Source organism: Jiangella rhizosphaerae, assembly GCF_003579925.1.
In the GTDB taxonomy this organism is placed as follows: Bacteria; Actinomycetota; Actinomycetes; order Jiangellales; family Jiangellaceae; genus Jiangella; species Jiangella rhizosphaerae.
The window spans coordinates 1-21,971 of sequence record NZ_QUAL01000440.1 but is presented as its reverse complement, the minus strand read 5'-3'; the positions used below and the strand labels follow the sequence as shown (position 1 = coordinate 21,971).

Genomic DNA, 21,971 nt, shown 5'->3' with positions numbered 1-21,971 from the left:
CGCGTCAGCCGACGAGGCGGGTGCGCAGGGCGGCGGTGTCGTCGGCGGTCCAGCCGTGCAGCTGGAGCCAGCCGTCCGGGCCGCCGAACTCGGTGTCGACGAAGTCGAGGAACGTGTGCATCGACTCCGCGCGCGGCAGGTTGGCGTCGTTGGGCCGGCCCTCGAGGTCGGCGGCGTAGGTGGCCGTCGCCTTGAGCCGGCTCATGATGGCGTCGATGCGCTCGCCGGTCTGGACGTAGTCGTCGACGACGGCCTGGCGGTCGACCCCGACGACCGACAGCGCCAGCGCGCAGACCACGCCCGTGCGGTCCTTGCCGGCCGCGCAGTGCACCAGCGTGGCGCCGTCGGAGGCCGTCATGGTGCGCAGCGCCGCCACGACGTTGCCCGGCCGGTGGCGCAGGTAGTTCGTGTAGTAGACGCCGGAGTTCACCCAGATGGCGTCGTTGCCGTCCTTGCCGGTCCACGGCAGGACGCTGTCGGCCTCGACGTCGGTGGTGGTGCCGACCTCGGGATAGAGCGACAGGTGATGGACGGTGACCTCGGGGACGCGGGTCAGCGGACCCGGGCCCTCGGACGTCACCTCGAAGGTCGTGCGCAGGTCGACGACGTCGCGCAGGCCGTGCTCGCCGGTGAGCCGGTCGATGTCGTCGTCGATGAGGTCCTGCAGGTTGTCGGAGCGCAGCACCTGGCCGAAGCGGGTGACGCGGCCGTCGGTGGTGGGTAGCCCGCCGAGATCGCGGACGTTGACCGCGCCGACGAGATCGATCCATCGTTCGCTCATCACCGTCCACGGTAGTCGATGATGTCGCGACCCTCTCCCGATAGGGTCGGCGTCCGTGAAGGTACTCGTCATCGGTTCCGGTGCGCGCGAGCACGCCCTCGTGCGCTGCCTGCTGCGCGACCCCGAGGTGTCCGAGGTGCACGCCGCGCCCGGCAACGCCGGCATCGCCGCGGACGTCGCGGTCCACTCCGTCGTCGCCGAGCAGCCCGAGGCCGTGGCCGACCTCGCCGCCCGGCTCGGCGCCGACCTCGTCGTCGTCGGCCCCGAGGGCCCGCTGGTCGCGGGCGTCACCGACGCCGTCAAGGCGCGCGGCATCGCCTGCTTCGGGCCGTCCGGACGAGCGGCCAGGCTGGAGGGGTCGAAGGCCTTCGCGAAGGACGTCATGGCCGCGGCGGGGGTGCCCACGGCCATGGCCGTGGTCTGCGAGACTCGCGCCGAGGCCGAGGACGCGCTGGACCGCTTCGGGGCGCCGTACGTTGTCAAGGACGACGGCCTGGCCGCCGGCAAGGGCGTCGTCGTCACCGACGACCGCGAGGCCGCGCTGGCGCACGCCGAGGCCTGCGGGCGCGTCGTCATCGAGGAGTACCTCGACGGCCCGGAGGTGTCGCTGTTCTGCGTGACGGACGGCCGGGTCGCCGTGCCGCTGACCCCGGCGCAGGACTTCAAGCGTGCCTACGACGGCGACGAGGGCCCCAACACCGGCGGCATGGGCGCCTACACGCCGCTGCCGTGGGCGCCCGAGGGCCTGGTCGACGACGTCATGGCGCGCGTCGTCCAGCCGACCATCGACGAGATGCTGCGCCGCGGCACCCCGTTCGCCGGGCTGCTGTACGCCGGGCTCGCGCTGACCTCGCGCGGCGTCCGGGTGGTCGAGTTCAACGCCCGGTTCGGCGACCCCGAGACGCAGGCGGTGCTGGCGCGGCTGCGGTCCGGGCTCGGCGGGCTGCTGCGGGCCGCGGCGACGGGCACGCTCGCGCAGCACCCGGAACCGGTGTGGCAGGACGGCGCCGCGGTCACCGTCGTCGTCGCCGCGCACGGCTACCCGGCGGCGCCGCGCACCGGCGACCCCATCGGCGGGCTGTCCGAGGCCGCCGCCGTCAAGGGCGTCGAGGTGCTGCACGCCGGCACCCGGCTGGACGCCGACGGCACCGTCGTGTCCAGCGGCGGCCGCGTGCTGTCGGTCACCGCGGTCGGCGGCGACATCGACGAGGCGCGGTCGCGCGCGTACGAGGCCGTCGGCCACATCAGGCTCGACGGCAGCCACCACCGCACCGACATCGCGCTGCAGAGCCGATGATGGCCGGACGGCCGCTGCGCTACGTCGCGGGGCTCCCGCAGCCGCCGCGCACGCTGGTCATGGGTGTGGTGAACGTGACACCCGACTCCTTCTCCGACGGCGGCTTCTGGTTCGAGCCCGGCGACGCGATCGAGCACGGGCTGCAGCTGATGGAGCAGGGCGCCGACCTCGTCGACGTCGGCGGCGAGTCCACCCGCCCCGGCGCGCGGCGTCCGTCGCCGGACGAGGAGCGGCGCCGCGTCCTGCCGGTCATCCGCGAGCTGGCCGCCGCGGGCGCCGTCGTCTCCGTCGACACCATGCGGGCCGGGGTGGCCGCGCCCGCCCTGGAGGCCGGCGCGCGGCTGGTCAACGACGTGTCCGGCGGGCTGGCCGACCCGGACATGCTGCGCGTCGTGGCCGACGCCGACGTGCCGGTCGTGCTGATGCACTGGCGCGGCCACTCCGAGCACATGCAGGAGCAGGCCGTCTACGGCGACGTCGTCGCGGACGTGGTCGCGGAGCTGCGCCCGCGCGTCGACGCCGCCCTGGCCGCCGGGGTGCGGCCCGAGCACATCGCCGTCGACCCGGGGCTCGGTTTCGCCAAGACCTGGGACCACAACTGGACCCTGCTGTCGCGGCTGGCCGAACTGCACGCCCTCGAGCTTCCGCTGCTGGTCGCGGCGTCGCGCAAGACGTTCCTGGGCGAGCTGCTGGCCGACCCGGAGACCGGCGAACGGCGCCCGCCGGCCGGCCGCGACGCCGCCACCGACACGCTGTCGGCCATCGGCGCGCTGGCCGGCGCCTGGTGCGTCCGGGTGCACACCGTCCCGGCGACGCTCGACGCGGTGCGGGTGGCGGCCCGGCTGGCGCAGGGATGACGGGATCGTGGCCAATCCCACCCCCGGACGGGGGCGCGAGGAGTGGGTGCGGGCGGCTAGGGTCGTGGAGTGCCTGACCGCATCGAGCTGCGCGGCCTGACCGCGCGCGGACGCCACGGCTGGTTCGCCCACGAGCGGGAGAACGGCCAGCTGTTCCGCGTCGACGTCGCGCTGAGCGTCGACACCCGTGCGGCGGCCGAGAGCGACGACCTCACCGACACCGTCGACTATGGCAGTCTTGCGGAGCGGGTGGTCGGCCTCGTCTCGGGGGAGCCGGTCCGACTGGTCGAGACCCTCGCCCAGCGCATCGCGGACCTCTGCCTGGACGATCCCAGGGTAGAGGCGGCGGAAGTGACCGTGCACAAGCCGGAGGCGCCGATGACGGTGCCGTTCGACGACGTGACCGTGACGATTCGAAGGGCCAGAACGTGACCAATGTCCCCAACCCCAACGTCGTCGACGCCGACACCCTGACCGGTGATCTGCGCCCGCTGCGGCGCACGGCGTTCGCGCTGGGCAGCAATCTCGGCGACCGCATCGAGTTCCTGCAGGCGGCCGTCGACACCCTCACCGACTCGTCCGAGATCGTGCCGGTGGCGGTGTCGCCGGTGTACGAGTCCGAGCCGGTCGACGCCCCCGAGGGGTCGCCGAAGTTCCTCAACGCCGTCCTGGTCGTCGACACCACGCTGTCGCCGCGCTCGCTGCTCGAGCGGGCCCAGTCCACCGAGTCCGCCTACGGCCGCACCCGCGACGTCCCGAACGCCCCGCGCACCCTCGACATCGACGTGCTCGCCGTCGGCGACGTCACCTCCGACGACGACGACCTGCGCGTCCCGCACCCGCGGCTGGCGGAGCGGGCGTTCGTGCTCATCCCGTGGGCCGACGTCGACCCCGACTTCTCCGTGCCCGGGCTGGGCCGCGTCGTCGAGCTCAGCTCCGCCGTCGACGCCACGGGCGTGCGCCGGCTGGACGAGACCCTCGAGATCCCGGCCTGACGCCCGAGTCGCGACAACCGTGCAGCGGACGAGGATCGGCTCGCTGATCTGGGTCGCCCTGGTGGCGGTCCCGATCGGCTGGTCGATCGGCCGAGTGGTCGACGCGACGTCCGGCGCGCTCCCGCCGATCCCGTGGGTGCTGCCGTTGCTCCTGCTCTTCCTCGCCATCGGCATGCTCGCCGGCGCCCGGGCGGTGCGCGGCTGGATCACCGAGCGGCGCTTCGACCGCCGCATCGACGCCTTGCGCGTGGCGCGCTCGGTCGCGCTCGCGAAGGCGTCGGCCTACTTCGGCGCTCTGCTGGTGGGTGTCTACGCCGGGCTCGGGCTGCTGGCCCTCGACCACCTCGACTCGCCGATGGGCCGCAACCGCGCCGTCCTCTCCGCCGTGGTCGTCGTGGCCTCCGTCGTGCTGACGGTCGCCGCCGTCCGCCTCGAACGCGCCGGCGAGGTCCCGCCCCCGTCCGACGACGAGAACGGCGGCGCCCACCCGGCGTGAGTCAGCGGCCGGCCAGGAAGTTCGTGAGCAGCGCGGTCACCTCGGCCGGACGCTCCAGCTGCGGCAGGTGGCCGGTGTCGTCGAGGTCGACCCGCTCCGCGCCGGGGATGCTCGTGCCGAGCAGGTCCGAGACGTCCTGGATCCAGGGCAGGTCGGCCAGCCCGTTGATCACCAGCGTCGGCGTGGTGACCTCGTGCAGCCGGCCCTTCGCCGGCGGCCGCGCGCCCAGCTCGGTGGAGGCGGGCCCGCCCCACTCGCGCTCGAACACCAGGCGGCACATGGTCGTGGCGCGGTCCCACACGTCCGGGTCGAGGTCGGACGGCTCCCGCTTCGGTCCCGTGACCATCAGCCGCAGCTGCGCCTCGGCCATCGCGGCGACGTCCGCGGGGTCGACGTGCCCGGCGGTGCGGTCGCGGTAGCGCTGCAGCCGCTCGGCCGGCACGGCGGCGAGGACGCGCTCACTGGCGAACCGCAGCATCTCCGCCGGCCATTCGTGCCCGGACAGGCCGGAGGCGATGAGCGTCAGCGACGTGACCCGCTCGGGCGCGGCCAGCGCGACGTCGAGGGCGTAGGCGCCGCCGTAGGAGTTGCCGGCCAGCGCCGCCCGCTCGATGCCGAGGGCGTCCATGAGCCCCAGCAGGTCGGCGTGGTGGGCGAACTCCCCGGCGGCGTCGCCGGACTCCCCGTGCCCCCGCCAGTCGTACCGGACGACGCGGTGACGAGAAGCGAGGGCGGCGAACTGGTGGTCCCACATCCGGCGGTCGCCCAGCGCCCCGTGGACGAGGACCACCACCGGCCCGGACCCGGCATCGTCGTAGGCGAGATCGACCCCGTTGACACGCACGCTCGGCATGGCCAGCACCGTAACCCGCGCGTGACGGAAGTTCCCGGTGTGGCGCGGCGTGTGAAGTCCGATTCGCGCCTTCCCAGAAGGTACGGTGACGCCCATGGCCTCCGTCCGTCACCGCCGTCGTCTCACTGCTGTTCGTCTGCTCGCCGTCGCCGCACCCGCCGCGGCGATCGCGCTGACGGTCGCCGCCATGGTCCTCGACGGGCCGTGGCCGCGCATCGCGGCCGCCGTGGGCGCCGTCGCGGCGGCGGTCCTGGGCGCGTTCGTGCTCCGGCTGGAGCGCCGGCTGCGCATCGAGGTGGCCACGGTCCGCGCCGAGCAGGCGGCCGAGTATTCCGAGGCGCACGCCCGCTACTCCGAGGAGCACCGCGAGTTCACCGACCACATGGTCGGCCTGCTCGACGTCGCCTCCGAGCGCATCGACGTCATGCGGTCGCGGCTGGATCTGCTCGAGGCCGAGATCGCCGCCGCCCGCAGCGCCCGCCCCGGCGCGTCCACCCCGAGCGTCGAGCTGGCCCGGCTGGCCGAGGGCGCGGAGTGGAACGACCTGTGGCCCGACCTCTCCGAGGCGCCGACGGTGGTCGACCTCATCAAGTGGGAGGACAAGAACACCGAGCTGCTGCCCGAGGCCGACCGCAAGAAGAAGCCGGCCCCGGTCGAGCGCCAGGAGCGCAGCGCCTGATCCGTCAGGCGTTCTGCACGGTCTCGAGCACCACCTCGGCCCGGGCGACGTCGTTGGCTTCGGCCTCCACCGACCGTCGCAGCGCCGTGTGCAGCGTCGACGGCGTCAGTACGCCCAGGTAGCGGTCGTCGTCGTCCAGGACGGCGATCCAGCCGGCGTTCCACTGCAGCATCTCGGCGAAGGCCACCTTGAGGCTGTCGTCGAGCTGCACCCACGCCTCCATGCGCCGCGCGTGGTCGCGGACCTTCCCGGTGCCCGTCAGCATGTCGTGACCGACCCAGCCGGCCAGCCCGCCGTCGGCGTCGAGCACCACCGCCCACCGTTCGTCGCCCAGAGCGGCGCCGGCGGCGGTGAGGTCGTCGTCGGCGCGGACCACCGTCGGGTGCTCGAGGTCGGCCCGGGTGATCGGCGTGACGGAGAGCCGCTTGAGGCCGCGGTCGGCGCCCACGAAGTCGGCCACGAACTCCGTCGCCGGCGCCCCGAGGATGGCCGCCGGCGTGTCGAACTGCTCCAGCCGGCCGCCCTGCTTGAACACCGCGATGCGGTCGCCCAGCCGGACCGCCTCCTCGATGTCGTGCGTGACGAACAGGATGGTCTTGCGGACGTCGTCCTGCAGCCGCAGGAACTCGTCCTGCAGCTGCGCCCGCACGACGGGGTCGACGGCGCTGAACGGCTCGTCCATGAGCAGGACGGGTGGGTCGACGGCGAGCGCGCGGGCCACGCCGACCCGCTGCCGCTGGCCGCCGGAGAGCTCGTGGGGGTAGCGCGGGCCGTGCACCGCGGGGTCGAGCCCGACCAGCTCCATCAGCTCGCGCGCCCGCTCGTGGCGGCGCTTGCGCGGCCAGCCGACCAGCTCGGGGACGACGGCGATGTTCTCTTCGATGGTGCGGTGCGGGAACAACCCGACGTTCTGGATGACGTAGCCGATGCCGCGGCGCAGGGCGACGGGGTCGGCGTCGGTGACGTCGACGCCGTCGACGACGATGCGGCCGGCGGTCGGCTCGACCAGGCGATTCACCATCTTCATGGTGGTGGTCTTGCCGCAGCCCGACGGCCCCACCAGGACGACCAGCTCGCCGCGCCGCACCTCGAGGGTCAGCTCCTGTACCGCGACGGTGCCGTCGGGGTACCTCTTGGACACGCGGTCGAGACGAATCATCGGTTCTTCGGTAGCGTCAACGGAATGGCGCTCTCCGGGCCCGTTCATACCGCAACCCTGACCGACAACTGCCTCGTTCGCAACGACTGGGTGTGCGGCGAGTACATACGAACCCGGCAGGACGAGATCATGGACGCTCTCGGCCAGCACGTCACCATCACGGTGGTCTCCGTCGTCATCGGCTTCGCCGTCGCGCTGGTGCTCGCCGTCGTCGCCCGCCGGGTCGGCTGGCTGCGCGGGGCGATCCTCGGCACGTCGACGGCGCTGTACACCCTGCCGTCGCTGGCGATGTTCTCGCTGCTGCTGCCGTTCACCAAGATCTCGGCGACGACGGTGATCATCGGGTTGGTGCTGTACTCGCTGACCATCCTGGTCCGCGGCATCCTCACCGGGTTGGACGCCGTGCCGGACGACGTCCGTGAGGCGGCCATCGGCATGGGCTACGACGGCTTGCGGCTGCTGCGGAAGGTGGAGCTGCCGCTGGCGCTGCCGGCGGTGTTCGCCGCGCTGCGCGTGGCGACGGTGTCGACCGTCGCCCTCACCACCGTCGGCATGATCGTCAACCACGGCGGTCTGGGCAACCTCATCAACCGCGGACTGAGCAGCAACTTCCACGCCGAGGTGCTGACGGCGTCGGTGCTCTGCGTGGTGCTCGCGCTGATCGCCGACGCGTTGCTGCTCGGGCTCCAACGATGGCTGACGCCGTGGCGGCGGACGGTGACCGCATGAACACGTTCGTGGACGGCCTGACCTGGCTGCTCGACGGCGACAACTGGGGCGGGCCCACGGGGGTCGGCACCAGGCTGATCGAGCATCTGTGGATCAGCGGGGCGGCGGTGCTGCTGGCGTGCGTCGTCGCGCTGCCGATCGGGCTGTGGCTGGGTCACCTGGGCCGCGGCGGGACGCTGGCCATCAACATCAGCAACGTGGGCCGGGCGGTCCCGACGTTCGCGATCCTGGCGCTGCTGTACATGACGCCGCTGGGGCTGTCGGTCTGGACGACGATCATCGCGCTGGTGCTGTTCGGCATCCCGCCGATCCTCACCAACGCCTACGTCGGCATGCGCGAGGTCGACCGCGACGCCGTCGAGGCGGCCCGCGGCATGGGCATGAGCGGGACCCAGCTGCTGCGCGGCGTCGAACTGCCACTGGCCATCCCGCTGATCATGGGCGGCATCCGCCTGGCGACGGTGCAGATCGTGGCCACCGCGACACTCGCGGCGGTGATCTCCGGCCCGGGCCTGGGCCGCATCATCACCAGCGGCTTCGGCCGCCAGGACGTGCCCGAGATCATCGGCGGCGCGATCATCGTCTGCCTGCTGGCGCTCGTGGTCGAGGGCCTGATGGCGTGGCTGGAGCGGGTCGTCGACCCCATGCGCCGCGCACGGCGGCGCCGTTCGAGACCCGATCGTGACCGGGGAATGCCGCTGATGCAGGAAGAGGTTGTCAGTGGCGCGTAGTTGACTGATTTCACGCGGGCGCTGACAGGGTGCTCGCCGGACACGCGTGCGGGGTTCGATGCCCGGCACGGGACACAGAAGGTGACACCGGTGAATCTCATGACCATGCGGAGACGAGCGGCCGTGCTGGCCGCTACGGCCGGCCTCGCGCTGACTCTGACGGCGTGCGGCGGCGACGACGACCCGTTCGAGGAGGGCGGCGACTCGACGGCCACCGAAGGCGGTGGCGGCGGCGACCTCACCGTCGGGGGCGCCAACTTCACCGAGATGCTGATCATGCAGGAGATGTACGCCGCACTGCTCGAGAACGCCGGCTACACCGTCGACATCCAGTCCGTCGACGCCCGGGAGATCTACGAGCCGGCGCTCGAGAGCGGCGAGATCGACGTCGTGCCCGAGTACCTGGCCACGTTCGCCGAGTACCTCAACGGCGCCATCAACGGACCCGACGCTCCCAGCAACGCGCCCATCGCCACGTCGGACGCGCAAGAGACCGTCGACGCCGCGCGGCCGCTGGCCGAGCAGCGCGGGCTCACCATCCTCGACCCCGCCGAGGCGGCGAGCCAGAACGCGTTCGCCGTCACCAACGAGTTCGCGGAGCAGAACAACCTCACCACCTTGTCCGACCTCGCGGCGCTCGGCCAGCCCATCACGCTGGCCGCGGTCGAGGAATGCCCCGACCGCCCGTTCTGCGAGCCGGGCCTGGAGTCGGTCTACGGCCTCGACATCGTCGACCCGCCACTGGCCACCGGGTTCAGCACGAGCGAGACGAAGCAGGCGGTCCAGCGTGGCGACGCGCAGCTCGGCCTGGTCGGCACCACCGACGGCACGCTCGAGCAGTTCGACCTGGTCGCCCTCGAAGACGACCAGGGCCTGCAGGCGGCCGACAACCTCGTGCCCGTCGTGAACACCGAGAGCGCGGGCGACCCCGCCATCGCCGAGGTGCTCAACGAGTTGGCGGGTGTGCTCACCACCGATGACCTCGCCATGCTGAACGCCCAGGTCGACGCCGAGCGGCAGCAGGCGCCCGACGTCGCACGGGCCTACCTCGAGGACAAGGGGCTGCTCTGAGCTCGATCGGCGCGCTCGACGTCCTCGACTGGCGGCGCCGGGTCCACGCGCTCTACGCCCGGGTGCGGGCCGAGAGCGAGTCCGACCCGGCGGCGGCCCACGAGCGGTGGGCCGCCGGCCGGGACGAGCTGATCCGCACGCATCCCGCGTCGCCGGTCCCGCCCGAGCGGCGGGCCGGCTTCGCCGGGCTGCGGCACGTCCCGTACGACCCGAGCCTGCGGTTCGTGCTGCCGGTCGACACCGACGTCGAGCGGCAGCGGCTGGAGGTGCCGACCGCCACCGACGGCGTCGTGCCGTTCGAGCTGGCCGGCCGGCTGCACCTGCCGTTCGGCGACCTCGACGTCTGGTGGCTCGACTCGTACGGCGGCGGCATCTTCGTTCCGCTCAAGGACACCTCCGCCGGCCGGGCCACCTACGGCGGCGGGCGCTACCTGCTCGACACCGTCAAGGGGGCCGACCTCGGCGGCTCGGTTCACGACGGACTCGTGGTCGACCTCAACTTCGCCTACAACCCGTCGTGCGCCTACGACCCCGCCTGGACCTGTCCGCTCGCGCCGCCCGGCAACACCCTCGGCGTCGAGGTGGCGGCGGGCGAACTGATTCCGCCGGGCCACGGCTGACGCGCGAACGCGCCGACGCGGCGAGGTAGCCTCATCGCCGTGGACCAGGACCAGCTCTTCGCGCCGCCCGGCGAGGCCTGGCAGCAGGTGTCGCACAAGCTCGTCGACCTGCGCCGGCTGGTGCTGCTCATCACGGTGACGCTCGTCGCCGCCGTCGCCGGCGTGGTGCTGGGACTGATCTTCGGGCTCGCGGGCGTGCTACCCGTCGTCGGCGCGGCGCTGATCGCGCTGGTGTGGGGCCTGTGGCTGATCCCGCGGAACTGGCGCGCCTGGGGCTACGCCGAGCGGCTGGACGACCTGCTGGTCACTCACGGCGTCATGTACCGCCGGCTGACGGTGGTGCCGTACGGCCGCATGCAGTTCGTCGACGTCGCGTCGGGGCCGCTGGAGCGGCGGTACGGGCTGGCCACCGTCCAGCTGCACACCGCCTCGCCGGCCACCGACGCGAAGATCCCCGGCCTGCCGGCCGCCGAGGCCGCGCGGCTGCGCGACCGGCTGTCGGCGCTGGGTGAGGCGCAGGCGGCCGGTCTGTGAAGGTCGACCGGGTCGACCCGACGCCGGAGCACTTCCGCCGGCTGCACCCGCTCACGCCACTGCTGCGCGGCTGGGGCTTCCTCGCCCTCGCCATCGGCATCGGCGGTCAGGACGCGCTGCGCTCCGGCGAGATGGGCCGGTTCGGCCTCACCGCACTGGCGTTCGCCGTCGTCGGCATGATCGCCGGCCTGCTGTCCTGGTGGTTCACCCGGTACGGGTTCGACGGCGACGCGCTGCGCATCGACTCCGGCATGCTGAACCGCCGGTCGCGCCGGGTCCGCCTGGACCGCCTGCAGGCCGTCGACATCAACCGCCCGCTGGCCGGCCGGCTGCTCGGCGTCTCCGAGCTGCGGCTCGAGGTGGCCGGCGGCGGCAAGGCCGAGGCGCCGCTGCAGTACCTCGCCGTCGACGACGCGGTGCGGTTGCGGGCCGAGCTACTGGCCCGGGCCGCCGGCATCGACGCCGACACCCCCGAGGCGCCGGAACGGGTGGTGCACGAGGTGCCGCTGGACCGGCTGGTGTGGTCGACGGTGCTGTCCGGCGCGTTCGTGGCCGGTGTGGTGTTCATCGTCGGCCTCGGCGTCGCGCTGCTGTTCTTCCGCGACAGCGAGGTGACCGTCGGCCTGCTGTCCTCGATGCTGCCGGGCATCATCGCCATCGGCGCCGCGCTGTGGGGCCAGCTGGGCCGCAACTTCGCGTTCGTCCTGGCCGAGTCGCCCGACGGCTACCGCATCCGCAAGGGCCTGCTCGACACCCAGCACCAGACCGTCCCGCCCGGCCGGGTGCAGGGAGTAGCCATGCGCCAGCCGTTGTTGTGGAGAGGGAAGAGCTGGGTGCGGCTGGACGTCGACGTCGCGGGCTACAGCGGCGAGTCGTCCGACGACAGCCAGCGCACGTCCACGCTGCTGCCGGTGGCGACGTACGAGGAGGCGGCCGAGGTGTTGCGGCACGTGCTGCCGGGTTCTGACCCGCTGTCGGTGCCGCTGACGCACGCGCCGCGGCCGGCGCGCTGGCTGCGCCCGTTCGGCTGGAAGCGGCTGGCCTACGGCGTCGACGACCACGTCGTCGTCGTGCGCGAGGGCGTGCTGTACCGCAACCTCACCACCGTGCCGCACGCGAAGACACAGAGCGTGCGCATCGTGCAGGGGCCGCTGCAGCGCCGGCTCGGGCTGGCGTCGGTGCACGTCGACACCACGCCCGGACCGGTCGACGCGGTCATCGCGCACCGGCTGCCCGCCGAGGCCCGGGCCATCGCCGAAGAGCAGGCCGAACGGGCTCGGCTGGCACGCAAGACCGATGTTCCAGAACAATGGATGGCGAGGTACCGGCAGCAGTCGGTCCCCCGACCCGACGGCCACGCCGACGGTGACGGCCCCCCGGCCGCATCGAGCGAGCGAGACCAGGAGTGAACGCGTGTTCCGCACCATGATGAAGGGCAAGATCCACCGCGCCACCGTGACGCAGGCCGACCTGCACTACGTGGGATCGGTCACGGTCGACGAAGACCTCCTCGACGCCGCGGACCTGCTGCCCGGCGAGCAGGTCGACATCGTCGACATCACCAACGGCGCCCGGCTCACCACCTACGCCATCCCCGGCCCGAGGGGGTCTGGCGTCATCGGCATCAACGGCGCCGCCGCCCGGCTCGTGCAGCCCGGCGACCTCGTCATCCTCATCAGCTACGGGCTGGTCGACGACGCCGAGGCGCGCCGGTTCCAGCCGCGGGTGGTGCACGTCGACGCCGCCAACCGCATCGTCGCGACCGGCGCCGATCCCGCTGAGCCGGTGCCCGGCGCGGCCGCCCAGGTACGGGGCGACGCGGTCGCCGCGGGCTGATCGGCCGGGGCTGGCGCACGCCACGACGGCGCGCGAGGCATGATGGGCCGGTGCCTCACGACGATGCCGACACCCCCCGGAAGATCGCCGACCGCTACGTCGAGACCATCGCCGACCTGAACCCGCTCGTCGGGACGGCGCTCGGCATCAGGCCCGGCGTCGACGCCATGCCCGACTACTCGCCGGCCGGCCGCGAGGCCGTGGCGCAGGCCGGCCGCGCCACGCTGGCCGAGCTGGACGCCGTCGAGCACCCGGCGGGCGACGCCGGCCTGCCCGTCGAGGAGCGCCGGGCGGCGCGGCTGCTGCGTGAGCGGCTGACCGCCTCGCTGGCGCTGCACGACGCCGGCGAGGGGCTGCGCGAGCTCAGCAACCTGTTCTCGCCGGTCCAGTCGCTGCGGTCGGTGTTCCAGATGATGCCGGCCGACACCGACGACGACTGGGCCGTCATCGGCCGGCGGCTGCGCAACATCCCGGCCGCGGCCAGCAGCTTCCGCGCCTCGCTGGAGGAGGGCGACCGGCGAGGCCTGTACGCCGCGCAGCGTCAGGTCGACACCGTCATCGAGCAGCTCGACACTTGGATCGAGGCCGACTGGTACACGTCGTTCGTGGCCAAGGGGCCCGACGCGCAGCGCGACGAGCTGACCGCCGCGGCCGCGCAGGCCGGCGCCGGCCTGGCCGAGCTGCGCGACTACCTCGCCACCACCTACCGCCCGGCTGCCGAGGGCACGCCCGACGCGGTCGGGCGCGAGCGCTACGCCGTCGCCGCCCGCTACTGGACCGGCTCCGAGCTCGACCTCGAGGAGGCCTACGCCTACGGCTGGGCCGAGTTCCGCCGCATCGGCGAGGAGATGAAGCAGGCCGCCGACGCCGTCCTGCCAGGGCACACGCCGCTGGCCGTCATGCGCCACCTCGACGAGCACGGCGAGGCGATCGAGGGCGTCGAGGAGGTCCGGGCCTGGCTGCAGGACCTCATGGACCGCGCGATGGCCGACCTCGACGGCACCCACGTCGATCTCGCCGAGCCGATCAAGCACGTCGAGGCGATGATCGCCCCGCCGGGCACCGCCGCGGCGCCGTACTACAGCCGTCCGTCGCTGGACTTCAGCCGGCCCGGCCGCACCTGGCTGCCGACGCTGGGCGAGACCCGCTTCCCGGTGTGGGGGCTGGTCAGCACCTGGTACCACGAGGGCGTCCCCGGCCACCACCTGCAGCTGGCGCAGTGGGTGTACGTCGCCGACCAGCTGTCGCGCTACCAGGTGAGCCTGGGCTCGGTGAGCGCGATGACGGAGGGCTGGGCCCTCTACGCCGAGCGGCTCATGGACGAGTTGGGCTACCTCACCGACCCCGCGGTCCGGCTCGGCTACCTCGACGCGCAGATCATGCGGGCGATCCGGGTCATCATCGACATCGGCATGCACCTGCGGCTGCGCATCCCGGCCAGCGAGACCTTCCACCCCGGCGAGGTGTGGACGCCGGAGCTGGCGCGCGAGTTCTTCGGGGCCTTCAACGGCCGCGACCCGGCCTTCATCGACTCCGAGATCGTCCGCTACCTGGGCGCGCCGGGACAGGCCATCGGCTACAAGCTGGGAGAGCGGGCGTGGCTGGCCGGCCGCGACGCCGCACGGGCGGCGCGAGGCGCGGACTTCGACCTCAAGGCGTGGCACATGGCCGCGCTGTCGATGGGCTCGCTGGGGCTGGACGACCTCACCGACGAGCTGGCCCGGCTCCCGTGACGGACTGACGCATGATCGCCGTCGTCGACTGGGCCGTCATCGTGGCCTCGCTGGCCTACGCCGCGTGGGCGCTGGTGGCCGTGGTGCGCAACCGGCCGCCGCGCGAGCCGTACGTCATCGGCGCCGGGGTGGTCGAGCTGCTCATCGTCGTGCAGGCCGTGGTGGCGGTCGTCCTGATGATCACGGACGGCGCGCCGGAGGAGACCGCGACGTTCATCGGCTACGTGCTGATGAACCTCATCATCGTGCCGCTCGGGCTGTTCTGGGCGCTGGCGGAGAAGTCGCGGTGGGGGACGTCGGTGCTGGTCGTCGCCGCGCTGGTGGTACCGGTGCTGGTGGTGCGCATGCAGCAGCTGTGGGAGGCGGGCGCGGCGTGAGCGGTACGCCTCGGCGGTCCAGCGGGCCGGGCCGGCTGCTCATCGCCGTCTACGCGGTGTTCGCGCTGGCGGCGTCGGCCCGGGCCGGCGTGCAGATCGCGACGAAGTTCGACGAGGCGCCGGTGGCGTACCTGCTGTCGGCGTTCGCCGCGCTGGTGTACATCGTCGCGACTGTCGCGCTCGCCCGGCCCGGCGCGACCGCCCGCCGGGTGGCGCTGACCGCCGTCACCGTCGAGCTGATCGGGGTGCTGACGGTGGGCGCCATCACCGCGTTCGACCCGGGCGACTTCCCCGACGACACCGTGTGGTCGGTGTTCGGGCGCGGCTACGGGTTCGTGCCGCTGGTGCTGCCGGTGCTCGGCCTGCTCTGGCTGCGCCGCACCCGCGACGCCGAGGACGCCGGCCGGTAACGAAGCCGCGCCGCGAGCCCTGGGTCGTCGCCTTCCCGGGCCAGGTGGACGAGCTCGCCGCCGGGCGCGTCGTAGAGCCTGATGCCGTCGCCGAGCAGGACGGGCGCCACATGCACGTCGATCTCGTCGACCAGTCCCAGGTGAAGCAGCTGCCGGCCGATCGTCGGGGAGAGCACCTGCAGGTTCCGGCCGCGCGCCGCCTCCAGGCCGATCCGCACCGCTTCCGCCACGGAGCAGCTCAGCACCGTGGCGCCGTCGATCGTGTGGACGTCTTCGGGGTGGTGGGTGAGGACGAAGATCGGCCCGCTCCACGCGCCGCCGTACGGCCGGAGGTTTCCTCCGGTGCTGTCGTAACCGTCGCGTCCGGCCAGGATCGCGCCGGTGCTCTCGATGAGCTCCCGGTGCACGCCGTCGCGCACCGCCGTCCCGTCCATGAAGTCCATGGTGTGGCCGGGGCCGGCGACGAAGCCGTCGAGCGACATCATGAACGCGAGCTGGACCTTTCCAGTGCTGGTCTGCATGGCAGGCAGTCTCGGCGACGCGGGCCCGACGCGGCAGTGTTTCGGGCTCGGGCGAAACACTCGGACGGCGCGGGAGGGCGCGGCGAGCTAGCCTGCTCACCGTGAGGCGCAGGGACCGGCTGTACGCGTGGGTGCGCCGGCACCCCGTGGTGCCGGACGCCGTCATCGCGCTGGGCGTGTTCGTCACGATGGTGGTGTTCACGGCGGCCGCGTTCGACCCCGCCTGGGCGCACTTCGTCCTCGGGACGGTCATGTGCGCGGCGCTGGTGTTCCGGCGGGTGCGGCCGGTCGAGTCGTTCGGCGTGCTGGTGGCCGCCGGGCTGGTGCAGTGGGCCACCGGGCTGCAGCTGACCCCGTACGACGTCGCGCTGCTGCTCGGCCTGTACGCCGTCAGCGCCTACGGCCCGCGGTGGGCCAGCTGGGCCGGGCTCGCGGCCGGGTTCCTCGGCGTCGTGCTGGGCACAGTGCGCTACGTCCCGTCGATCGAAGAGAGCGCGGAGGCGTTCGTGGCCAGCGCCATCGGGCTGTCCGCGACGGTCATCGGGGCCTGGGCGATGGGCGACGTGCGGCGCACGCGGCAGGCGTACGTCGCCGAGCTGGTCGAGCGGGCGCACCAGGCCGAGCGGGAACGCGACCAGCGGGCGCTGCTGGCGGCCGCCGAGGAGCGCTCGCGCATCGCTCGCGAGATGCACGACGTCGTCGCGCACAACCTCTCCGTCATCGTCGTGCAGGCCGACGGCGGCCGGTACGCCGGCGACCACGACCCGCAGGCCGCGCTCGACGCGCTGAAGACCATCGGCGACACCGGCCGCGGCGCGCTCGCCGAGATGCGCCGGCTCCTCGGGGTCCTGCGCACCACCGACGACGCCGACGGCGGCAGCGTCCGGCCGCAGCCGGGGCTGGGCAGCCTGCCGGAGCTGGTCACGTCGGTGCGGCAGGCCGGGCTGCCGGTCGAGCTCGACGTCACCGGCCCGCCGCGGCCGCTGCCGCCAGGCCCGTCGCTGGCGGTGTACCGGGTGATCCAGGAGGCGCTGACCAACGCGCTCAAGCATGCCGGCCCGGCCGCCCGGGCGAAGGTGGCGCTGGTGTTCGGCGCCGACCGGCTGACCCTGCGGGTCAGCGACGACGGACGGGGCGCGGCCGCGCCCAGCGACGGGCTCGGCCAGGGGCTGGCGGGCATGCGGGAGAGGATGACGATGTACGGCGGCACGGTGACGGCGGGACCGGCGGCCGGCGGCGGCTGGCGGGTCGACCTCGACCTGCCATACGGAGAAGGGAAGTGAGTGTGCAGCCGGTCAGGGTCTTCCTGGTGGACGACCAGCAGCTGGTCCGGGCCGGGTTCCGGATGGTCATCGACTCGCAGCCCGACCTCGAGGTGGTCGGCGAGGCCGGCGACGGCGACGCCGCGCTGCACGCACTGTCGGTGACCACGGCCGACGTCGTGCTGATGGACGTCCGGATGCCCGTTCTCGACGGCGTCGAGGCCACCCGCCGGCTGCGCTCGCGCGAGGACGCGCCGAAGGTGATCGTGCTGACCACGTTCGACCTCGACGAGTACGCGTTCGCCGCGATCAAGGCCGGCGCCAGCGGGTTCCTGCTCAAGGACGCCCCGCCGCCGACGCTGCTCGACGCCGTCCGTGCGGTGCACTCCGGCGACGCCGTGGTCGCGCCCAGCACCACGCGCCGGCTGCTCGAACGCTTCGCCGGCCACCTGCCCGAGGACGCCACCCCGCCGGACGCCGTCTGGGCCGAGCTCACCCAGCGCGAGCACGAGATCGTCCGCGAGGTGGTCCGCGGCCGGTCGAACGCCGAGATCGCCGCGAGGCTGTTCGTCACCGAGGCCACGGTGAAGACCCACATCGGCCGGGTGCTGGCCAAGGTCGGGCTGCGCGACCGCGTGCAGTTGGTGGTGCTGGCCTACGAGACCGGGCTGGTGCGGCCGGGCGCGTCCTGACCGGCCGGGGCCGTCAGTCGCGGGCGGCGGCCTCGACGGGGGTCGGCTGCTGCTCGCGCGCGGCGGGTGAGACCAGCCCGGCCACGACGGCGGCGACGGCGACGACCAGCAGCGCGTGCAGGACGCCCTCGTGGTCGCCCAGCCACCCGAGGATGGGCGGCCCGGCGAGGAACGCGGTGTAGCCGACCGACGCGACCACGCTGACCCGGGCGGCGGCGCGGCGCGGGTCGTCGGAGGCTGCGCTCATGCCGAGCGGGAAGCCCAGCGCGGCGCCAAGACCCCAGACGACCGTGCCGGCCAGCGCGACCGCGAGCGACCCGCCGTAGACGACCAGCAGCACGCCGGCGGCGGACAGCACGGCGCTGGTGCGCAGCACGGGCAGTCGGCCGAAGCGGTCGACCAGCTGGGTGCCGGCGGTCCGCCCGGCGGTCATGGCCGTGAGGAACACGGCGAAGCCGACCGCGCCGACGGCGTTGCTCACCTCGTAGCCGTCGACCAGGCCGAGCGCCAGCCAGTCGTTGGCGATGCCCTCGATCAGCGCGGCACACATGACCATGAGCCCGATGAGCAGCGTGCGCGGCTCGCGCCACGCGGTCCAGACGGAGACGCGCTGGACCGGCGCGCCGTCGTCGTCGACCTCGGCCGTGCGCGGCAGGAAGCTGCGGCTGGCGACGATGGTGACGATCAGCGCGATGACGCTGACGACGCTCAGGTGGACGACCACGGGGAGCCCGGCGGCCGCGGCGCCGGCACCGAGCCCGGCCCCGGCCACCGTGCCCAGGCTGAACGCGGCGTGGAAGCGCGGCATGATGGTCCGGCCGAGCAGCCGCTCGACCGCCGCGCCCTCGACGTTCATCGCGACGTCCCACGAGCCGGAGCCGTACCCGATGAGCACCAGCCCGGCCGCGACGACCGCGACCGTGCCGAGCGAGTCCGCGCCCACGCCGGCCAGCGTCAGACCGGCGGCGACCAGCACCGAGCCGCCGGCCACCGTCCGCGCCGCGCCGATCTTGCTGACGACGAACCCCGAGGTGGGCAGTGCGACGAGGGAGCCGGCGGCCAGCGCCAGCAGCACCCGCCCGATCTCGCCGGGCGTCAGCCCGAGCAGGTCGCGCACCTCGGGGATGCGCGCCATCCAGCTCGCGACCGCCAGCCCGTTGAGGGCGAACACGGTGGCGACGGCGTTGCGGGCGCGGACGACCCTGGCGAAGTCGGGCGACTGGGCCGGAGCGGAGTGCGTCACGTGAAAGTCCTCTGGGTCGAATCGATTCGATCGAATCGATTCGATATTCTCCTATGGTCGAGGATCGGAATGCAAGCGCGATATCCGTGAGGGGAGCTGACGTGGGCGAGCACCGGGCGACGCTGGCGGCGGTGGCCGCGCGGGCCGGCGTGTCGCCGTCCACGGCATCGCTGGCCTTCAGCGGCTCCGGGCCGGTGGCCGACTCGACCCGCGAACGGGTGCTGGCCGCGGCGCGCGAGCTCGGCTACGCCGGTCCCGATCCGATGGCCCGGTCGCTGCGCCGGGGCCGGTCCGGCATCGTCGGCGCCGTCATCGGCGAGCGGCTGCTCTACGCGTTCCGCGACCCGGTCGCCGTCGCGCTGCTCGACGGCATCGCCGAGGCGCTCAGCCCGTCCGGCACCGGCCTGCTGCTGCTCTCGGGCGACGCCCAGCACGGCAGCCCCACGACGGAGCAGGTGTCGCGGATGCCGGTCGACGCGGTAGTGTTCGCCACCTGCGGCCGCGACGACGACCCGCTGCTCGACCTGTTCCTGCGCCGGGGGGTTCCGGTGGTCGCCGTCGACGGACCCGACCGGCCCGACGTCACGGTGCTCGACATCGACGACTACGGCGGCGCGGCCGAGCTGGCCCGGCACGTCGCGTCGCTGGGGCACCACCGGGTCGCCGTCGCCGCGCTGCCGCTGCGGCTCGACGGCCGCGGCGGGCTGGTCGACGACGCCCGCCGCGCCTCGGTCGGGTTCGCCGACTGCCGGGCCCGGCTCGCCGCCACCGAGGACGTCTTCGGGCCGGTCCCGGTCGCCGAGGCGCCCAGCAACGTCGTCGAGGAGGGCGAGCGGGCCGGGCGGCTGCTGCTCGACGTGCCGGACCGGCCCACGGCCGTCGTCGCGCAGAGCGATCTGCTCGCCGTCGGCGTCATCCGGGCCGCCGAGTCGCTGGGCCTGCGTGTGCCCGAGGACCTCACCGTCGTCGGCTACGACGGCATCGACACCCCCTGGCTGGGCGAGCGGGTGCTGACGACGGTCGTGCAGCCGATCGCGGAGAAGGGCCGGCTGACCGGGCGCATGGTGACCGAGCTGCTGGCCGGCCGGCGGCCGCCCAACGTGCACCTGCCGGTCCGGCTGCGGGTCGGCGCCACCTCCGCGCCGCCTTCCGGCCGGTGACCGGGCGTTCCTAGATCCGGGCGTGGCGGAACGGCGACGCCAGCAGCATCAGCACGACACCGGCGAAGATCACCACCGCCGTCACCAGGGCGGGCGCCAGCCCGAGCCGGTCGGCGAGCAGCCCGGCGAGCGGCGAGACCACCACGATCACGGCCCGGTTGAACGACCGCATCGTCGTGTTCGTCCGCGCCTGCAGGGCGTCCGGCGTCAGGGCCTGCCGGTAGCTCATCTCGTGCGAGTTGCTGAGCCCGATCGAGAAGCCGTACAACGCTTGGCCGACTCCGAGGAGCGCCGGCGCGAGGACGGTCCCGGTCGCTGCGCCGGCGGTCGCCGTCGCGACGACGGCGACCGTGACGATCGCATGCGCCGCGATGATCGCCCCGCCCGTGCCGAGCCGGCGGCCGGCGGCCGTGCTCACCGAGGCGCCGAGCAGGCCGCCCACGCCGGCCGCGGCGGTCGTGAGGCCGAAGACCGCCGGGGACAGCCCGAGCTCGCGCAGCGCCCAGACGGGGACCACCACCGACACCACCGCGTTGGCCGCGAACCACACGTGGGTTGCGACGGCCAGCCTCGCCAACCCGGACGGGCCGTACACCCAGCGAACCCCCTCGGCGATCTCGCGCCGCAGGTGCGGCACCGGGCCGCCCGCTCCCGCGCGCGGCTCGTCCACCCGGGTCGTCGCGACCATGACCGCGGAGAACACGTAGGTGACCGCGTCGGCGAGTACTGCCAGCGGCGCCCCGACCACCCGGACCAGCAGCCCGCCCAGCGCGGGACCGGCCGTCTGTGCCACGGCGTCGGCGCCGTCGATGCGGGCGTGCGCCCGTTGCAGATGGACGCGCGGCACGAGCCGCGGCACGAACGCCATCGAGGCGGCGTCGTTCACCAGGGAGGCGGCGCCGAAACCCGCCACCACGACCACGAGCAGCGGGAGCGTCAGCAGGCCGGCGGCCCACGCGGCCGGGATCACCAGCAGCAGCGCGGCGCGGACCAGGTCGCTGGTGATCATGACCGGTCGCCGTCGCACCCGGTCGACGAGCGCTCCCACCGCCAGTCCGGCCACGAGGTAGGGCAGCCAGCGCGCCGAGCTCACCCACCCCAGCTGCGCGGCGCCGCCGCCCAGGTCGAGCACCACGAGCGTCTGCAGCGCCAGCAGCGTGACGTAGCTGCCGAGCCCCGAGACGGCCTCGCCGGCCCAGAACCGCCGGAACCCCGGTGGCGGGAACGGCGGCTCGGCACTCACGCGCCCACTCTGCCGTCTGCGGTCAGCCAAGCGTCGACGCCGGCGAGCAGCGTCCGCCGCAGCGGCTCCGGCGCTGCCGACGAGGTGATCGAGCCGCGAGCCAACGCTGCCAGCTCGGCGTCGGTGAGCCCGAGGACGTCGCGGCACAGCGCGTACTGACCGGCCAGCCCGACGGCGAACAGCAGGGGGTCGTCGCTGCCGATCGCCACCGGCACGTCCGCCGCCAGGAATGTTCGCACCGGCAGCTCGTCCAGCGCGTGCACGCCGAACGGCGGGTAGGAGGTCGGGCAGAGCTCGAGCGCGACGCCGCGTTCGGCCAGCAGGTCCAGGACGGCCGGCTCGGTCGCGGCGGACGTGCCGTGGCCGACCCTGGTGGCGCCGAGCAGCTCGACGCAGTCGCGGACGTGGGACGGCCCGGTGAAGAAACCGCCGTGCGGGGTGCGCAGCAGCCCGGCGTCGGCGGCGACGCGGAACGCCGGCGCGAAGGCCTCGACCCGGCCGAGGCGCTCGTCGTTGGAGAGCCCGAACCCGACCACACCGTCGGCGGCATACCGGGTGGCGAGCCGGGCCAGCGTCGTCGCGTGCTCGCCGGAGCGGGCCCAGCTGGACGCGACGACGACGCCCATCGGCAGCGGTGCCGCGGCGGCCGCCGTCAGGACCGCCTCGACCGTCGCCTCCAGCCCGCCGAGCGC

26 protein-coding genes are annotated in these 21,971 nt (G+C 73.8%); 19 read left to right on the top strand and 7 right to left on the bottom strand.

From position 1 onward, the window contains the following. Positions 1-4 precede the first annotated feature (4 nt). Positions 5-781, bottom strand: coding sequence for a tyrosine-protein phosphatase (locus DY240_RS30855; RefSeq protein ID WP_119663468.1), 777 nt, complete (start codon positions 779-781; stop codon positions 5-7). A 55-nt stretch (positions 782-836) separates the two neighbouring features. On the opposite strand from DY240_RS30855, the gene purD reads away from it, so the two are divergent. From purD to DY240_RS30830, 5 genes are all read left to right on the top strand, one after another. Further along, complete coding sequence (purD, locus tag DY240_RS30850) at positions 837-2,078, top strand: phosphoribosylamine--glycine ligase (RefSeq protein WP_119663467.1); 1,242 nt, start codon at positions 837-839, stop codon at positions 2,076-2,078. Beyond that, entirely contained in the window at positions 2,078-2,935 is an 858-nt protein-coding gene (folP, locus tag DY240_RS30845; protein WP_407659452.1) for a dihydropteroate synthase, read from the top strand. Before purD ends, folP begins: the two co-directional genes overlap by 1 nt. Positions 2,936-3,004: 69 nt before the next feature. Next, complete coding sequence (gene folB / locus DY240_RS30840; protein WP_119663466.1) at positions 3,005-3,367, top strand: dihydroneopterin aldolase; 363 nt, start codon at positions 3,005-3,007, stop codon at positions 3,365-3,367. After that, entirely contained in the window at positions 3,364-3,930 is a 567-nt protein-coding gene (gene folK, locus DY240_RS30835) for a 2-amino-4-hydroxy-6-hydroxymethyldihydropteridine diphosphokinase (RefSeq protein ID WP_119663465.1), read from the top strand. Before folB ends, folK begins: the two co-directional genes overlap by 4 nt. 19 nt (positions 3,931-3,949) lie before the next feature. Beyond that, on the top strand, positions 3,950-4,426 hold the full coding sequence (locus DY240_RS30830) for a DUF3180 domain-containing protein (protein ID WP_119663464.1): 477 nt from the start codon (positions 3,950-3,952) through the stop codon (positions 4,424-4,426). 1 nt (position 4,427) lies between these two features. On the opposite strand, the gene DY240_RS30825 is transcribed toward DY240_RS30830, so the two are convergent. Further along, positions 4,428-5,279 carry an alpha/beta fold hydrolase gene (locus DY240_RS30825; RefSeq protein ID WP_119663463.1) on the bottom strand — a complete coding sequence of 284 codons (852 nt, stop codon included), beginning with the start codon at positions 5,277-5,279 and terminating at the stop codon, positions 4,428-4,430. A 94-nt stretch (positions 5,280-5,373) separates the two neighbouring features. Here DY240_RS30825 and DY240_RS30820 point away from each other — a divergent pair, with 94 nt between their 5' ends. After that, positions 5,374-5,958 (top strand): hypothetical protein, encoded by a 585-nt coding sequence (locus DY240_RS30820; protein WP_119663462.1) that lies wholly within the window; start codon positions 5,374-5,376, stop codon positions 5,956-5,958. Positions 5,959-5,962: 4 nt separating this feature from the next. Here DY240_RS30820 and DY240_RS30815 read toward each other — a convergent pair whose 3' ends face one another. Continuing rightward, positions 5,963-7,117, bottom strand: coding sequence for an ABC transporter ATP-binding protein (locus tag DY240_RS30815; RefSeq protein WP_119663461.1), 1,155 nt, complete (start codon positions 7,115-7,117; stop codon positions 5,963-5,965). A 24-nt stretch (positions 7,118-7,141) separates the two neighbouring features. Between DY240_RS30815 and DY240_RS30810 the strand changes: the two genes are divergently transcribed. The 10 genes from DY240_RS30810 to DY240_RS30765 all read left to right on the top strand — a co-directional run bounded on the left by DY240_RS30810 (position 7,142) and on the right by DY240_RS30765 (position 15,158). Further along, positions 7,142-7,846 carry an ABC transporter permease gene (locus DY240_RS30810; RefSeq protein WP_119663460.1) on the top strand — a complete coding sequence of 235 codons (705 nt, stop codon included), beginning with the start codon at positions 7,142-7,144 and terminating at the stop codon, positions 7,844-7,846. Then, the gene (locus tag DY240_RS30805) at positions 7,843-8,577 is read left to right on the top strand and encodes an ABC transporter permease (RefSeq protein ID WP_119663486.1); all 735 of its coding nucleotides are present in this window, start codon (positions 7,843-7,845) and stop codon (positions 8,575-8,577) included. The genes DY240_RS30810 and DY240_RS30805 overlap by 4 nt, the downstream gene beginning before the upstream one ends. A 99-nt stretch (positions 8,578-8,676) precedes the next feature. Further along, positions 8,677-9,648, top strand: a complete 972-nt coding sequence (locus DY240_RS30800) for an ABC transporter substrate-binding protein (RefSeq protein WP_199702803.1) — start codon at positions 8,677-8,679, stop codon at positions 9,646-9,648. A 62-nt stretch (positions 9,649-9,710) separates the two neighbouring features. Then, positions 9,711-10,268: a DUF1684 domain-containing protein gene (locus tag DY240_RS30795; protein WP_199702795.1), complete on the top strand. Its 558-nt coding sequence runs from the start codon at positions 9,711-9,713 to the stop codon at positions 10,266-10,268. A 39-nt stretch (positions 10,269-10,307) separates the two neighbouring features. Next, the gene (locus tag DY240_RS30790; RefSeq protein WP_199702793.1) at positions 10,308-10,802 is read left to right on the top strand and encodes a PH domain-containing protein; all 495 of its coding nucleotides are present in this window, start codon (positions 10,308-10,310) and stop codon (positions 10,800-10,802) included. After that, positions 10,799-12,211: a PH domain-containing protein gene (locus DY240_RS30785; RefSeq protein WP_119663457.1), complete on the top strand. Its 1,413-nt coding sequence runs from the start codon at positions 10,799-10,801 to the stop codon at positions 12,209-12,211. The genes DY240_RS30790 and DY240_RS30785 overlap by 4 nt, the downstream gene beginning before the upstream one ends. Positions 12,212-12,215: 4 nt before the next feature. Beyond that, on the top strand, positions 12,216-12,638 hold the full coding sequence (panD, locus tag DY240_RS30780) for an aspartate 1-decarboxylase (RefSeq protein ID WP_119663456.1): 423 nt from the start codon (positions 12,216-12,218) through the stop codon (positions 12,636-12,638). Positions 12,639-12,688: 50 nt separating this feature from the next. Beyond that, the gene (locus DY240_RS30775) at positions 12,689-14,371 is read left to right on the top strand and encodes a DUF885 domain-containing protein (protein ID WP_119663455.1); all 1,683 of its coding nucleotides are present in this window, start codon (positions 12,689-12,691) and stop codon (positions 14,369-14,371) included. An 11-nt stretch (positions 14,372-14,382) separates the two neighbouring features. Beyond that, positions 14,383-14,748 carry a hypothetical protein gene (locus DY240_RS30770; protein WP_119663454.1) on the top strand — a complete coding sequence of 122 codons (366 nt, stop codon included), beginning with the start codon at positions 14,383-14,385 and terminating at the stop codon, positions 14,746-14,748. Beyond that, a complete protein-coding gene (locus DY240_RS30765) occupies positions 14,745-15,158 on the top strand; it encodes a hypothetical protein (protein WP_119663484.1) in 414 nt (137 codons plus the stop codon). Before DY240_RS30770 ends, DY240_RS30765 begins: the two co-directional genes overlap by 4 nt. Here the strand turns inward: DY240_RS30765 and DY240_RS30760 are convergent. After that, on the bottom strand, positions 15,074-15,679 hold the full coding sequence (locus tag DY240_RS30760) for a dihydrofolate reductase family protein (RefSeq protein WP_119663453.1): 606 nt from the start codon (positions 15,677-15,679) through the stop codon (positions 15,074-15,076). The two genes, DY240_RS30765 and DY240_RS30760, sit on opposite strands and share 85 nt — an antisense overlap. A gap of 101 nt (positions 15,680-15,780) precedes the next feature. On the opposite strand from DY240_RS30760, the gene DY240_RS30755 reads away from it, so the two are divergent. Together DY240_RS30755 and DY240_RS30750 are read left to right on the top strand one after the other, a co-directional pair. Continuing rightward, on the top strand, positions 15,781-16,962 hold the full coding sequence (locus DY240_RS30755; RefSeq protein WP_199702791.1) for a sensor histidine kinase: 1,182 nt from the start codon (positions 15,781-15,783) through the stop codon (positions 16,960-16,962). Next, entirely contained in the window at positions 16,959-17,633 is a 675-nt protein-coding gene (locus DY240_RS30750) for a response regulator transcription factor (RefSeq protein ID WP_199702790.1), read from the top strand. The genes DY240_RS30755 and DY240_RS30750 overlap by 4 nt, the downstream gene beginning before the upstream one ends. A gap of 13 nt (positions 17,634-17,646) precedes the next feature. Here DY240_RS30750 and DY240_RS30745 read toward each other — a convergent pair whose 3' ends face one another. Further along, a complete protein-coding gene (locus DY240_RS30745) occupies positions 17,647-18,876 on the bottom strand; it encodes an MFS transporter (protein WP_199702789.1) in 1,230 nt (409 codons plus the stop codon). Between the two features lie 101 nt (positions 18,877-18,977). Between DY240_RS30745 and DY240_RS30740 the strand changes: the two genes are divergently transcribed. Beyond that, positions 18,978-20,036, top strand: coding sequence for a LacI family DNA-binding transcriptional regulator (locus DY240_RS30740; RefSeq protein WP_199702788.1), 1,059 nt, complete (start codon positions 18,978-18,980; stop codon positions 20,034-20,036). 10 nt (positions 20,037-20,046) lie between these two features. Here the strand turns inward: DY240_RS30740 and DY240_RS30735 are convergent, their stop codons facing one another. Beyond that, a complete protein-coding gene (locus tag DY240_RS30735; RefSeq protein ID WP_119663450.1) occupies positions 20,047-21,279 on the bottom strand; it encodes an MFS transporter in 1,233 nt (410 codons plus the stop codon). Continuing rightward, a partial coding sequence (locus tag DY240_RS30730) for an adenosine deaminase family protein (RefSeq protein ID WP_119663449.1) occupies positions 21,276-21,971 on the bottom strand: 696 nt, incomplete at its 5' end. The genes DY240_RS30730 and DY240_RS30735, both read right to left, overlap by 4 nt.